Here is a 12,152-nt window from a genome sequence, read left to right on the forward strand (position 1 = left end):
ATCCCACCGGATGAGGAGCACCATGGGCACGCTGATCTGCACAGGCATCACCTCCCTCGACGGTTATGTCGCCGACGCCGACGGCAACTTCGACTGGAGCACCCCGAGCGACGAGGTGCACACCTTCGTCAACGATCTCGAACGCTCGGTGGGCACCTACCTGTACGGCCGGCGGTTGTACGAGGTGATGGTGGCCTGGGAACGAATGCACCTCGACGACGACGACCAGCCGGCCGTGATGCGGGACTACACCGCGATCTGGCAGGCGGCGAACAAGATCGTCTACTCCAGCACCCTGGCGGAGCCGTCGAGCAGCCGAACCCGCATCGAGCGCACGTTCGGTCCGGATGCCGTCCGCCGGCTGAAAGAGAGCACTCCTGGCTCGCTGTCGATCGGTGGTCCACACCTGGCCGCGCAGGCATTCGAAGCCGGACTGATCGACGAGGTCCAGCTGTTCGTCTCCCCCATCATCATCGGCGGCGGCACGAAGTTCCTGCCGGATGACCTGCACCTCTCCCTCGAGCTGAAAGACGAATACGCGTTCCGGAACGGCGTGGTCTACCTGGGCTACCGGGTGCTCCGATGACGCCCGACCACTCGTTCGCAGCGAACACCCGCGCGCTCGTGATCGGGGAAGCCCTGATCGACATCGTGCGGCGGCCCGGTGCGGAGCCGGTCAGCCACGCGGGCGGCAGCCCGATGAATGTGGCCTACGGGCTCGGCCGGCTCGGGGTGCCCACCACCCTCGTCACCCAGATCGGCGCGGATGCCTTCGGCGAGATCATCGCCGGCCATCTGACCGCGGCCGGAGTGGACCTGTTGGACGGGTCGGTCGGCGGCAGCGCTACCTCCAGCGCCACGGCGACGATCGACCAGGCCGGCGCCGCGAGCTACGACTTCGACCTGCGCTGGGAGCTGCCGGTGCGACCGCTGCCGACGCCGTGCACGCTCATCCACACCGGGTCGATCGCGGCGATCCTGCAGCCCGGAGCCCGCGCCGTGCACACAGCGTTCACCACCGCCCCGGCCGGTACGCTGCTCAGCTACGATCCCAACGTGCGACCGGGCATCATGGGCAGCCGTGACGACGTGGTGCGGGCCGTCGAAGACCTCGCCGCGGTCGCGCACGTGGTGAAGATGAGCGACGAGGATGCCGCGTGGCTGTATCCGGGGCGTGGCCTGGACCAGATAGCCCGGGACTACGTAGCGGCAGGGGTGGCGCTGTTCGCGATCACCCGCGGCGGGGACGGCGCCCTGCTGCGCGCCGGCGGGGCCACGACCGAGCTGGCCGCGCATCCGGTGACCGTGGTCGACACCATCGGGGCCGGCGACTCGTTCATGTCCGGGCTGCTCTACGCGATCCTGGTCGGCGACACCACCGAGTCGATTCTGCAGAACACGCTCGGCGCCGCCGCCCTGGGGCTCGTGGGGCAGACCGCCCTGGCGAGCGCCGCGATCACGGTGTCGCGGGCCGGCGCCACCCCGCCCACCGTGGCGGAGCTGCTCGCAGGCTGACCTTGCCGCTCGCGGGAAGCAGACTGCGCCGGGCAAGTCAATCCCCTTGAAACCACACGCCTCCCTGGCTTTACTGTGCGTACGCTGTCCCCTGAATCAGGGTCTTTGGCGACGGGTACAGGAAGTCTGGTGCGACATGGTGGTCACAACAACTGACACAGCGGTGCAAGTTTCGGTCGAACTCACTCCAACGGACGGAGTGGTGGTCGAGGGTAACTCGCTGGGGGTCACGATGCGCATCACCGCCCTGCGCCCGGCGCTGATCGAACTGGCCGACATCTCGCTGATCCGAAAGGTCAACTACACCTACGGCCGCGGCAACATCTACGGCGGTGTGTTCCCCGCCCGCGAACGATCCACCGAGCTGGTCACCGCCGTCACGGTGCCGGCCCCCGGTGTGATCCCGGCCGGGCAGACCCGGGTGCTCTCGCAGACCCTGAGCGTTCCCGGCGACGGCCCGGCCTCCGTTCGCGGCGATCTGATCGACGTGGGCTGGTCGGTGCGGTGCGTCCTGAAGGCCGCCGGCGGCCAGATCATCAAGCGCGAACGACTCATCGACGTTCAGTCGTGGGGCCAGACGAGCGCCACCGACATCGGCCACCCGCCGGTCGGCGAGCACCTCGGGCAGGTCGCCCTCGAGTTCATCGCCCTGTCCTCCCGGATCCTGGAACCCGGCACCCCGCTCACGGGTGTGCTGCGCCTGCGGCCCCACGCCGAACTCAACACCCGCGGCGTGCGGGTGCAACTGGTGCGCTGTGAAGAGGTGTGGGGCGGACCCGGCCAGGAGGCCGACCCCGATGCGAGCGAGTCAGAGGGCTACCGGCATTCCGAAGCTGTAATGTCCGCGGTCACGGTGGGCGCCGCTGGAACCCTCGTCCCCGGCACAGTGGTAGATCTGCCCTTCGCGGTCGAAACCCCCGCCGGCCTTCCCGCACCGTCGCTGTCGATCGGCAACCTGCACGTGCGCTGGGAAGTTCGGGCCGTCGTCGACCTGCCGCTGCGCTCCGATCCCCGGCTCTCCCTCGACCTGCTCGCCGTCACGGCCAGCCGGCAGCCGCTTGATTCCGGGCGCCAAGGGGCACTCGACACCGATTGAGAACTCGGGGTGCTGGATCGCATCCATTTGGCCTGTTGGACAGCGCCTGATCGCAGGAGCAGCCTGAGGTTATGGAATACACACACCTCGGCCGCTCCGGCCTGTCAGTTTCGCGTCTGTGCCTCGGCACCATGAACTTCGGCCCGCAGACCGACGAGGCCACCTCGTTCGAGATCATGGACACCGCCCAGGCGGCGGGAGTCAACTTCTTCGACACCGCGAACGTCTACGGGTCCAAGCAGGGCCGCGGCGCCACCGAGAGCATCCTGGGCCGGTACTTCGCGCAGGGCGGCGACCGCCGCGAGAACACAGTGCTGGCCACCAAGGTCTACGGCGACATGTCCCAGCGCCCCAACGACGGCAAACTGTCGGCCCTGAACATCCGCCGTTCGCTGGATGAGAGCCTCAAGCGGCTGCAGACCGACTACGTCGACCTCTTCCAGTTTCATCACGTGGACCGGAACACCCCCTGGGACGAGATCTGGCAGGCCATGGAGACCGCCGTCGCGCAGGGCAAGATCCTCTACGCCGGCAGCAGCAACTTCGCCGGTTGGCACATCGCCACCGCCCAGGCCGAGGCCCGCCGGCGCAACTTCACCGGGCTGGTGAGCGAGCAGTCGCTGTACAACCTGCTCAAGCGCGACATCGAACGCGAGGTCATCCCCGCGGCGCAGGCCAACGGGATGGGCATCATGCCGTGGTCGCCGCTGGAGGGCGGCCTGCTCGGCGGCGTGCTGAAGAAGCAGAACGCGAGCGGCCGCCGGGTGTCACCGGAATCCGCGGCGAAGATCGAGAAGAACCGTCCGGCCATCGAGGCCTACGAAGCGTTCTGCGCCGAGCTCGGCCAGGAGCCGGGCGCCGTGGGACTGGCCTGGCTGATGCACCAGAGCGCCGTGACCGCGCCGATCATCGGCCCGCGCACCATGGAACAGCTGGAGGCCGGCCTCCGCGCCGTCACCGTGAAGCTGGACCAGGCCGCGCTGACCCGGCTCGACGAGATCTTCCCCGGCTACAAGACCGCGCCGGAAGACTACGCCTGGTGACCCCCGTGACCACAACCGGCCTGAGCGTTCTGTTCATCGGCGGCAGCGGTGTGATCAGCTCCGCCGCCGCTGAACTGGCCGTGGCCCGCGGCCACCGGTTGACGGTGCTCAATCGCGGCCAGTCCGCCCTGCGCACGGTTCCCGACGCGGCGGAGGTGCTCACAGTTGATGTGCGGGACGCGTCCGCCGTGGCCGCCGCGCTCGGTGAGCGCACCTTCGACGTCGTCGTGGACTTCGTGGCGTTCACCCCGGAGCACGTGAGCGCCGACATCGCCCAGTTCGCCGGAAAATGCGGCCAGTACGTGTTCATCAGCTCCGCCTCCGCCTACCAGAAGCCGCCGGGCGCGCTGCCGATCCGCGAGTCCACGCCACTGCGGAACCCGTACTGGCAGTACTCGCGGGACAAGATCGCCGGCGAAGACGTGCTGATGGCGGCCTACCGCGACGAGGGCTTCCCGGTCACGGTCATCCGCCCCTCGCACACCTACGACCGCACCCAGATCGCCCTGCTCGGCGGCTGGACCGACATCCACCGGATGCGCACCGGACAACCGGTGGTGGTGCACGGCGACGGCACGTCGCTCTGGACCCTCACCCACAGCACCGACTTCGCGAAGGCGCTCGTGGGCCTGTTCGGCCGCTCGCAAGCCGTGGGCGACAGCTTCACCATCACCTCGGACGAGTACCTGCCGTGGGATGCCATCTACGCCGAGTACGCCCGCGCCGCTGGCGCCCCTGCGCCCACGATCGTGCACGTGGCCAGCGACACCATGGCGGCCGAGAACCCCGACTGGAGCGGCCCGCTGCTGGGCGACCGGTCGCACTCGGTGATCTTCGACAACGGCAAGGTGCGCGCGCTGGTGCCCGACTTCGTCTGCACCACCCCGGTGGCGCTCGGGTTCCGCGAGGCCATCGCCTGGTTCGACGCGCATCCAGAGCAGCAGGTTGTGGATTCGGCGCTCAACGCCACCCTCGACCGGCTCGTCGCCGCGCACGCCACCGTTTCCTGACCCGTCATCCCCCAGATTGGACACTCTATGAAGACCCGACTCATCGGCGACCGCACCGTCAGCGCCATCGGCCTGGGCGGCATGCCCATGTCGATCGAGGGCCGGCCAGACGAGGCCCGCTCCATCGCCACCATCCACGCCGCCCTCGACGAGGGCGTGACCCTGTTGGACACCGCGGATGCCTACCACCTGCACGCCGACGAGGTCGGCCACAACGAGTCCCTGATCGCGACGGCCATCGCCTCATGGGGCGGCGACACCGCTCAGGTGATCGTGGCGACCAAGGGCGGCCACCTGCGCCCCGGCGACGGCACCTGGTACGTCGACGGCCGTCCCGAGTACATCAAGCAGGCCGCACACGCGTCGCTGAAGCGGCTCGGCGGCGACGCGATCGACCTCTACCACCACCACCGGCCTGACCCCGCGGTGCCGTACGCCGACTCCATCGGCGCCATCCGCGACCTGCTCGACGAGGGCGTCATCCGCCTGGCCGGCATCTCCAACGCGAACCCGAAGCAGATCCGGGAGGCCTACGACATCCTTGGCGGCCGGCTGGTGAGCGTGCAGAACCAGTACTCGCCCGCGTTCCGCAGCAGCCAGCCCGAGCTGGACCTCTGCACCGAACTCGGCATCGCCTTCCTGTCCTGGAGCCCGCTCGGCGGCATCAAGTCGGCTGCTGATCTCGGCACCCGGTTCGCGCCCTTCCAGCAGGTGGCGGATGCGCATGGCGTGAGCCCGCAGGTCGTCACGCTGGCCTGGCACCTGGCCGCATCACCGCAGGTGATCCCCATTCCCGGGGCGAGCCGGCCGGAGAGCATCCGGGATTCGGCGCGGGCAGCGGACGTGACCCTGTCGGCCGACGAACTGGCCGCGCTCAACGCGTCCTGAAGAAACGCGGCCTGAAGAACAGCCGCCGGGAATTCCCCGGCGGCTGCCCTGCTTATTGTCAGTACTCACCTGAATCTGGAGCACCAATGACCGCTATCGTTCACCTTGCCCTGCAGCTCGACCCGACCAAGCTCGACATCGTGCCGGCCCTGTTCACCGAGGTCCTCACCGCCACCCGCGCCTGGCCCGGCAACGAAGGACTCGAAGTGATCGTCGACGACGCCGACCCCGCGCACGTGATCGTGGTCGAAACGTGGGCAAGCGCAGCGGACCACGACGCCTACGCCGCCTGGCGCACCACACCGGAGGGCGCCAGCCGCCTGGGCGAGGTGCTCGCGGCCCCGCCCGTGAAGACCGTCTTCTCCGAACGGATTCCGCTGGCGCTCTAACCGATCAGGCGGCCGACGGCACGCTATCGGCCGGCGCCACAGCCGGGCCGGCCGAGGCCTGCGCGGCGGCGACATCCTCGAGCAGCTGCTCGAGGAACGCGGAGGCTGCCGGACTCGGCTCGTCGGCGACCGCCACGGCCACGGTCCACTCGGGCACCGATGCCGGCAGCGGCACGGCAACGAGGTCGTCGGGGCGCTTGAGCGCGAAGCTGGTGGGCACGATCGCCACGCCCAGGTTGTAGCCGACCAGTTCGAGCAGCGGATGCACGTCGTTGACCTCCATCGCCGCCCGGTACTCGAAGCCCGCCGCCGCGAACGCCCGCCGGGCGAGCATGTGTGCGCCCCAGCCGGCCTGGAAGCCGATCAACGGCTCGTTGCGCAGTGTCTCGAGGTCGACCGCAGCCAGCCCGGCGACAGCGTGGTCGGGGTGGCAGAGCACCACCATCTTCTGGCTGCTCAACGGGTGCAGGCTCACTCCGGGCGGGGTGTCCCCGGTCACCACGACCAGCGCCACGTCTGTCGTGCCGCTTGCCACGCCCTCGATCAGCTCCACCGAACCCACCTGGCGCAGCCGCACCTCCACGCCCTGGTTGGCGGTGCGGAAGCGAGCGAGCTCGGCCGGCAGGTCCACGGAGCCGAGGCACGGTTCGGCGCCCACGGTGAGGCGTCCGCGCATCAGGCCGCGCACAGCCGCGACGGCGTTCTGGGCGGCGGCGGCGCTGGCGAGCGTTCGGAGCGCATCCGTGAGGAGCGCCTGGCCGGCGGCGGTGAGCTCGACCCGACGGGTGCTGCGGATGAAAAGGGAAGTGCCCAGCTCGATCTCGAGCGTCCGGATCGAGGCGGAGAGACCCGACTGGGAGATGTGCAGCAGCTCGGCCGCCCGGGTGAAGTGGCGTTCGTCGGCGACCGTCACAAAGTGTTCAAGCTGGCGCAGTTCCATTCAGCAACTCTACAACTCAGTGAGCCATCGCTAAGAAGGTAGCCCGCTGGTCGAGCCCCATCCGCTGGTCGAGCTTGTCGAGACCCCGCCGGCTACTTGTCGAGGGGGCGCCAGATCACGATCTGGTTGGAGCGGCGGGTGCGGGTGCCGGCGCGCATCGAGATGACGTCACCGGCCAGCCCGGCCGCGAAGACGCGGCGGCCCGGGCGGTTGAGCAGCTCGTCGGCCAGCGCCGCCTCGAGATCGCCCACGCGGCCTTCCAGCAACCGCACGGTGTCTTCGAGCGCGAGAATGCGCCGGATGCCTTCCAGGCTCACGCCTTCGGCACCGAGGTCGGCGATCTCCCGAAGCCGGGCCACGTCGCGCATGGAATAGCGGCGCGAGCGGCCCGGCGTACGGCCGGGACTGACGAGGCCCAGGCGGTCGTATTGCCGCAGGGTTTGCGGATGCATCCCGGCAAGATCTGCGGCGGTACTGATCACGAAGACCCGGGTGTTCTCGTCCATGCTGTGTCGTTACCCCTTGGCCCTGGCGAGCATCTCGTCGCGCGGGTTCTCCTTGGGCAGCGCCTCGTTGAACGCGAGCAGCTTCTCCTCGGCGTCCTTCGACAGGTGCGACGGCACCGCCACTTGAACCTCGGCGAGCAGGTCGCCAGTGCCCTTGGGGGTCACGACGCCGCGACCCTTGACGCGCAGCACCCGCCCGCTCGGAGTTCCCGGCGCGACGCGCAGCTTCACCGGGGGCCCACCCAGGGTGGGCACCTCGATGGTGGCCCCGAGGGCGGCCTCGACGAAGGTCACCGGCACGTTCACGCGCAGGTTGAGGCCCTCGCGTTCGAAAACCGGATGCTTGCGCACGGTGACGGTAAGCACGATGTCGCCGGCCTCGCCGCCATCCGGGCTGGGTTGCCCCTGCCCGCGCAGCTTGATCTTCTGGCCGTCGGCAACACCGGCGGGGATCTTCACCTTGATCGGCCGCCCCTCCTGCGTCTGCAGGGTGATCTGGTCGCCGTGGGTGGCGGTGATGAAGTCGACCGTGGTCGACGCGATCACGTCACGTCCCCTCGTCGGCCCGCCCTGGCCGCGGAAGCCGCCGGTGGAGGTGCCGAACCGGCCACCACTACCCTGCGCGCCTCGGCCGAACATGCCGCCGAGGATGTCGTCGAACCCGCCCTGCTCGTAGGAGTAGCCCTGTTGCCGGGCTCCTCCGCCGAACATGCCGCCGAAGACATCGTCGAAGCCGCCCTGCTGGCCGCCCTGGCCGGGGGCGGTGAAGCGTGCCCCACCGCCCATGGCGCGCACGGCGTCGTACTCCTTGCGCTGTTCGGGGTCACCGATGACCGAGTGGGCCTCGCTGATCTCCTTGAACTTCGCCTCCGCCGCGGGATTCCCCGGGTTGGAGTCTGGGTGGTACTTACGCGCGAGCTTGCGATACGCCTTCTTGAGGTCGGCGGCGGAGACGTCTTTCGAGACCCCGAGAACCTTGTAGAAGTCCTTGTCGAACCAGTCCTGGCTAGCCATCGCTCGGTACCTGAACAACCACCTTGGCGACCCGCAGCAGCGAGGATCCGAGGTAGTAGCCGGTCTCGGCGACGTCACCGACGGTCTCCACGTCGACGCCGGGAGTGGGCATCTGGAAGATCGCCTCGTGCACGGTGGGGTCGAAGACATCGCCGACCGAGCCGTACGGCTTGAGGCCGATCCGCTCGGTGGCGGCGCGCAGCTTCGCGGCGATGGTGGCGAAAGCGGAGTCGCCCTCGAGGTCGCCGTGCTTCTCGGCCCGGTACAGGTCGTCGAGCACCGGGAGCAGCACCTTGACGACCTCTCCGGTGACGCGCTCGCGTTCGATCTCGCGGTTCGCCTCGGTGCGCTTGCGGTAGTTCGCGTACTCGGCGGTGACCCGCTTGAGGTCGGCGAGGTGCTCGCTGGAGGGATCGACGGCCTCGAGGTTGGCCGCATCCAGGATGTCCTGCACGGTCAGCTCGTCCTCTTCGATGCCCTCAGCGCCGGCAACGTCAGCGTCAGCGGCCGTCGCGTCGACGGCCGGGTCGGAGCCCGGCCCGCCCGCCGCGGGGGCGCCCGATTCGGGCGCTCCCGCGGCTGCAGCAGCAGACTCGTCTTCAGGACGGAAATCGTCCGGACGGTTGGAGTCGGTCATTACTTCTTCGCTTCGTCCTCGTCGTCGACAACCTCGGCGTCGACAACGTCTTCATCCGTCTTGGAGTCGTCGGCCGGCGCGGCGGTCTCGGACTCGCTCGCCGCGGCATCCGCCTGGCTGGAGGCGTAGATGGCCTCGCCGAGCTTGCCCTGGCTCTCGTTGAGCTTGTCGTACGCGGCCTTGACCGCGTCGTCGTCGTCGCCGGCGAGAGCGGACTTGAGAGCGTCGACGTCGCCCTGCACCTCGGACTTGACGTCCTCGGGCAGCTTGTCGTTGTTCTCCTTGATCAGCTTCTCGATCGAGTAGGCGAGCTGCTCGGCCGTGTTGCGGGTCTCGGCAGCTTCACGACGACGCTTGTCCTCTGCGGCGTGCTCTTCACCCTCGCGAACCATGCGCTCGATGTCTTCCTTGCCCAGCGCGGTGCCGCCGGTGATGGTCATCGACTGCTCCTTGCCGGTGCCCTTGTCCTTGGCGGACACGTGCACGATGCCGTTGGCGTCGAGGTCGAAGGTGACCTCCACCTGCGGGATGCCGCGCGGCGCCGGCGCGATGCCGGTGAGCTCGAAGGTGCCCAGGTTCTTGTTGTCACGGGTGAACTCGCGCTCGCCCTGGAAGACCTGGATGGCTACGGACGGCTGGTTGTCGTCTGCAGTGGTGAAGGTCTCGCTGCGCTTGGTGGGGATGGCCGTGTTGCGCTCGATGAGGCGCGTCATGATGCCGCCCTTGGTCTCGATGCCGAGGCTCAGCGGGGTGACGTCGATGAGCAGAACGTCCTTGCGCTCGCCCTTCAGCACGCCGGCCTGGAGTGCGGCGCCGACAGCGACGACCTCGTCCGGGTTGACGCCCTTGTTCGGGTCCTTGCCGCCGGTCTCGCTCTTGACGAGCTCGTACACGGCGGGCATGCGGGTGGAGCCACCGACGAGGACGACGTGCGCGATGTCCTCGACCTTGACGCCGGCCTCACGGATGACGTCCTGGAACGGCTTCTTGGTGCGGTCGAGCAGGTCTTCGGTCATCTTCTCGAACTGGGCGCGGGTGAGCGTCTCGTCGAGGTTGGCCGGGCCGTTCTCCGTCAGGGAGAGGTACGGCAGCTGGATGCTGGTGGACATGCTCGAGGAGAGTTCCTTCTTGGCCTGCTCCGCGGCTTCCTTGAGGCGCTGCTTGGCGATCTTGTCCTTGGAGACGTCGACGCCTGTGGAGTCCTTGAAGCGCTTGATCAGGTGATCAACGATGCGCTGGTCCCAGTCGTCGCCGCCGAGGCGGTTGTCACCGGCGGTCGAGCGCACCTGGATGGTGGAGAAGTCGTCGTCCTTGCCCACCTCGAGGAGGGAGACGTCGAAGGTTCCGCCACCGAGGTCGAAGACCAGGATGAGCTCGTCTTCCTTGCCGCGGTCCAGGCCGTAGGCCAGGGCGGCCGCGGTGGGCTCGTTGATGATGCGCAGCACGTTGAGGCCGGCGATCTCGCCGGCTTCCTTCGTGGCCTGACGCTCGGCGTCGTTGAAGTACGCGGGAACGGTGATGACGGCATCCGTCACCTTGTCGCCCAGGTACTGCTCGGCGTCGCGCTTGAGCTTGGCCAGGATGCGGGCGGAGATCTCCTGCGGGGTGTACTTCTTGTCGTCGATGGCAACGGTCCAGTCGGTGCCGACGTGGCGCTTGACCGACGAGATGGTGCGGTCCACGTTGGTGACGGCCTGACGCTTGGCGGTCTCGCCGACGAGTACCTCGCCGTCCTTGGTGAATGCCACGACGGAAGGCGTGGTGCGGAAGCCTTCAGCGTTTGCGATGACGGTGGGTTCTCCACCCTCGAGAACGGCCACCACCGAGTTGGTGGTTCCGAGGTCAATGCCGACTGCACGAGCCATGTGAGAGTATCTCCTTCAAAAGATGGGGTTCAAGGCGTAATTTCTAAGACTTGAGTGTTGCTGACTCAAGTGTGGCACCACCCGAAAATCGAGTCAAGCTGGACGCTTCAAAGTTGAGTCCAACCGACTCAACTCCCAGCATATTCACGGCTCGCGTAACGTGACAGGATGCCCCGACTCGTCATTGTGCTTCCCGTGGCGGCCCTGCGGGTGGGCGACTCCTTCGCCGTGAGCGCGTGGCCGCTGCACGTCACGGTGCTGCCGCCGTTTCTCACGGATTCGCCCGCCGCCGACATCGCAGCGGCCATGGCCGACGTCGCCCGCACTCGGCCGCCGCTCACCGTGGCCGCCGGCGAGGACGCACTGTTCGGGCGCCGGCACGATGTGCCCGTGAGCCTGATCGTGCCGAGCGAGGAGCTCACGACCCTGCACCAGGCGCTCCTGGCCGCCATCCGCCCGTTCGCCGCGGAGCCCGACGAACCTGCCTTCACGGGGCCCGGCTTCCGGCCTCACGTCACCCAGAAGCCGCCCGCGCGCCTGAACCCCGGCGCCGTGCTCACCCTCACCCAACTGGCCCTGGTAGACATGCTCCCCCGCGCTCACCTCGCGGGCCGCACGGTCCAAGCCGTTTCCCCGCTCCGCGAGCCGTGAGTTGAGCCCCGAAACCGGCGCGTTTTCGGGGCCGAACTCACGGCTCGCGGGCTAGTAACTTGGGGGGATGGAAATTCGGGAGGCCCGGGACGGCGACTGGGAACAGATTTGGCCGTTCTTGCGGGACGTCGTGGCGGCGGGCGAGACGTATTGCTGGACCCGGGACACCACCGAGGAGGCCGCGAAGGCCTGGTGGATGGGTAAGACCGGCGGCCGCGTGTTCGTGGCGGATGACGGCGGCCGGGTGCTCGGCACCGCCGAGCTGCACCCCAACCAGCCGGCGGCCGGCGGCCACGTCGCCAACGCCGGCTTCATGGTGGCTCCTTTGGCCGCCGGCCGCGGGGTCGGCCGGGCGCTGGCCGGGCATGTGCTCGAGCAGGCCGCCAACGAGGGCTTCCGCGCCATGCAGTTCAACGCCGTCGTCGAAACCAACCACAACGCCGTGAGCCTGTGGAAGTCGCTCGGCTTCACCGTGCTTGCCACGGTTCCCGCATCCTTCCGGCACCCGGTGCACGGTTTTGTGGGCCTGCACGTGATGTACCGCTCCCTCGAGGCGCCCCGGCCCGAGTGAAGCCGGCGGCGCATCCGTCGCCCATTG

At 68.6% G+C, this 12,152-nt stretch carries 14 protein-coding genes; 9 read left to right on the forward strand and 5 right to left on the reverse strand.

Annotation, left to right across the window (positions count from 1 at the left end):
• The first annotated feature begins 22 nt into the window (after positions 1–22).
• The 7 genes from BJQ94_RS18135 (at position 23) to BJQ94_RS18165 (ending at position 5,941) form a co-directional block, all read left to right on the forward strand.
• Positions 23–586, forward strand: a complete 564-nt coding sequence (locus BJQ94_RS18135) for a dihydrofolate reductase family protein (protein WP_265399293.1) — start codon at positions 23–25, stop codon at positions 584–586.
• Complete coding sequence (locus tag BJQ94_RS18140; RefSeq protein WP_265399292.1) at positions 583–1,515, forward strand: carbohydrate kinase; 933 nt, start codon at positions 583–585, stop codon at positions 1,513–1,515. Before BJQ94_RS18135 ends, BJQ94_RS18140 begins: the two co-directional genes overlap by 4 nt.
• A 202-nt stretch (positions 1,516–1,717) precedes the next feature.
• Positions 1,718–2,611 (forward strand): hypothetical protein, encoded by an 894-nt coding sequence (locus BJQ94_RS18145; RefSeq protein WP_265399291.1) that lies wholly within the window; start codon positions 1,718–1,720, stop codon positions 2,609–2,611.
• A gap of 71 nt (positions 2,612–2,682) precedes the next feature.
• Positions 2,683–3,654: an aldo/keto reductase gene (locus tag BJQ94_RS18150; protein ID WP_265399290.1), complete on the forward strand. Its 972-nt coding sequence runs from the start codon at positions 2,683–2,685 to the stop codon at positions 3,652–3,654.
• A complete protein-coding gene (locus BJQ94_RS18155) occupies positions 3,651–4,664 on the forward strand; it encodes an NAD-dependent epimerase/dehydratase family protein (protein ID WP_265399289.1) in 1,014 nt (337 codons plus the stop codon). Before BJQ94_RS18150 ends, BJQ94_RS18155 begins: the two co-directional genes overlap by 4 nt.
• Before the next feature lie 27 nt (positions 4,665–4,691).
• Positions 4,692–5,552, forward strand: coding sequence for an aldo/keto reductase (locus tag BJQ94_RS18160; RefSeq protein WP_265399288.1), 861 nt, complete (start codon positions 4,692–4,694; stop codon positions 5,550–5,552).
• Positions 5,553–5,638: 86 nt separating this feature from the next.
• Complete coding sequence (locus tag BJQ94_RS18165) at positions 5,639–5,941, forward strand: antibiotic biosynthesis monooxygenase family protein (RefSeq protein WP_110125501.1); 303 nt, start codon at positions 5,639–5,641, stop codon at positions 5,939–5,941.
• A 4-nt stretch (positions 5,942–5,945) separates the two neighbouring features.
• Here the strand turns inward: BJQ94_RS18165 and BJQ94_RS18170 are convergent, their stop codons facing one another.
• From BJQ94_RS18170 to dnaK, 5 genes are all read right to left on the reverse strand, one after another.
• Positions 5,946–6,881 carry a LysR family transcriptional regulator gene (locus tag BJQ94_RS18170; RefSeq protein WP_265399287.1) on the reverse strand — a complete coding sequence of 312 codons (936 nt, stop codon included), beginning with the start codon at positions 6,879–6,881 and terminating at the stop codon, positions 5,946–5,948.
• 92 nt (positions 6,882–6,973) lie between these two features.
• Positions 6,974–7,387, reverse strand: a complete 414-nt coding sequence (locus tag BJQ94_RS18175; RefSeq protein WP_265399286.1) for a MerR family transcriptional regulator — start codon at positions 7,385–7,387, stop codon at positions 6,974–6,976.
• Between the two features lie 9 nt (positions 7,388–7,396).
• Positions 7,397–8,401, reverse strand: coding sequence for a DnaJ C-terminal domain-containing protein (locus BJQ94_RS18180; protein ID WP_265399285.1), 1,005 nt, complete (start codon positions 8,399–8,401; stop codon positions 7,397–7,399).
• A complete protein-coding gene (locus BJQ94_RS18185; protein WP_265399284.1) occupies positions 8,394–9,038 on the reverse strand; it encodes a nucleotide exchange factor GrpE in 645 nt (214 codons plus the stop codon). The genes BJQ94_RS18180 and BJQ94_RS18185 overlap by 8 nt, the downstream gene beginning before the upstream one ends.
• Positions 9,038–10,903 carry a molecular chaperone DnaK gene (dnaK, locus tag BJQ94_RS18190; protein WP_265399283.1) on the reverse strand — a complete coding sequence of 622 codons (1,866 nt, stop codon included), beginning with the start codon at positions 10,901–10,903 and terminating at the stop codon, positions 9,038–9,040. The genes BJQ94_RS18185 and dnaK overlap by 1 nt, the downstream gene beginning before the upstream one ends.
• 168 nt (positions 10,904–11,071) lie before the next feature.
• Here dnaK and BJQ94_RS18195 point away from each other — a divergent pair, with 168 nt between their 5' ends.
• Both BJQ94_RS18195 and BJQ94_RS18200 read left to right on the forward strand, forming a co-directional pair.
• Positions 11,072–11,554, forward strand: coding sequence for a 2'-5' RNA ligase family protein (locus tag BJQ94_RS18195; protein WP_265399282.1), 483 nt, complete (start codon positions 11,072–11,074; stop codon positions 11,552–11,554).
• Between the two features lie 67 nt (positions 11,555–11,621).
• Positions 11,622–12,125, forward strand: coding sequence for a GNAT family N-acetyltransferase (locus BJQ94_RS18200; protein ID WP_265399281.1), 504 nt, complete (start codon positions 11,622–11,624; stop codon positions 12,123–12,125).
• Positions 12,126–12,152 lie beyond the last annotated feature (27 nt).

The sequence above is a fragment of the Cryobacterium sp. SO2 genome, assembly GCF_026151165.2.
GTDB lineage: Bacteria > Actinomycetota > Actinomycetes > Actinomycetales > Microbacteriaceae > Cryobacterium.

Excerpts from the sequence above, each read along its gene's own strand:
- BJQ94_RS18135 (WP_265399293.1), top strand. The coding sequence starts at position 23 with ATGGGCACGCTGATCTGCACAGGCATCACCTCCCTCGACGGTTATGTC.
- BJQ94_RS18140 (WP_265399292.1), top strand. The coding sequence starts at position 583 with ATGACGCCCGACCACTCGTTCGCAGCGAACACCCGCGCGCTCGTGATC.
- BJQ94_RS18150 (WP_265399290.1), top strand. The coding sequence starts at position 2,683 with ATGGAATACACACACCTCGGCCGCTCCGGCCTGTCAGTTTCGCGTCTG.
- BJQ94_RS18160 (WP_265399288.1), top strand. The coding sequence starts at position 4,692 with ATGAAGACCCGACTCATCGGCGACCGCACCGTCAGCGCCATCGGCCTG.
- BJQ94_RS18165 (WP_110125501.1), top strand. The coding sequence starts at position 5,639 with ATGACCGCTATCGTTCACCTTGCCCTGCAGCTCGACCCGACCAAGCTC.
- BJQ94_RS18170 (WP_265399287.1), bottom strand. The coding sequence starts at position 6,881 with ATGGAACTGCGCCAGCTTGAACACTTTGTGACGGTCGCCGACGAACGC.
- BJQ94_RS18175 (WP_265399286.1), bottom strand. The coding sequence starts at position 7,387 with ATGGACGAGAACACCCGGGTCTTCGTGATCAGTACCGCCGCAGATCTT.
- BJQ94_RS18180 (WP_265399285.1), bottom strand. The coding sequence starts at position 8,401 with ATGGCTAGCCAGGACTGGTTCGACAAGGACTTCTACAAGGTTCTCGGG.
- BJQ94_RS18185 (WP_265399284.1), bottom strand. The coding sequence starts at position 9,038 with ATGACCGACTCCAACCGTCCGGACGATTTCCGTCCTGAAGACGAGTCT.
- dnaK (WP_265399283.1), bottom strand. The coding sequence starts at position 10,903 with ATGGCTCGTGCAGTCGGCATTGACCTCGGAACCACCAACTCGGTGGTG.
- BJQ94_RS18195 (WP_265399282.1), top strand. The coding sequence starts at position 11,072 with ATGCCCCGACTCGTCATTGTGCTTCCCGTGGCGGCCCTGCGGGTGGGC.
- BJQ94_RS18200 (WP_265399281.1), top strand. The coding sequence starts at position 11,622 with ATGGAAATTCGGGAGGCCCGGGACGGCGACTGGGAACAGATTTGGCCG.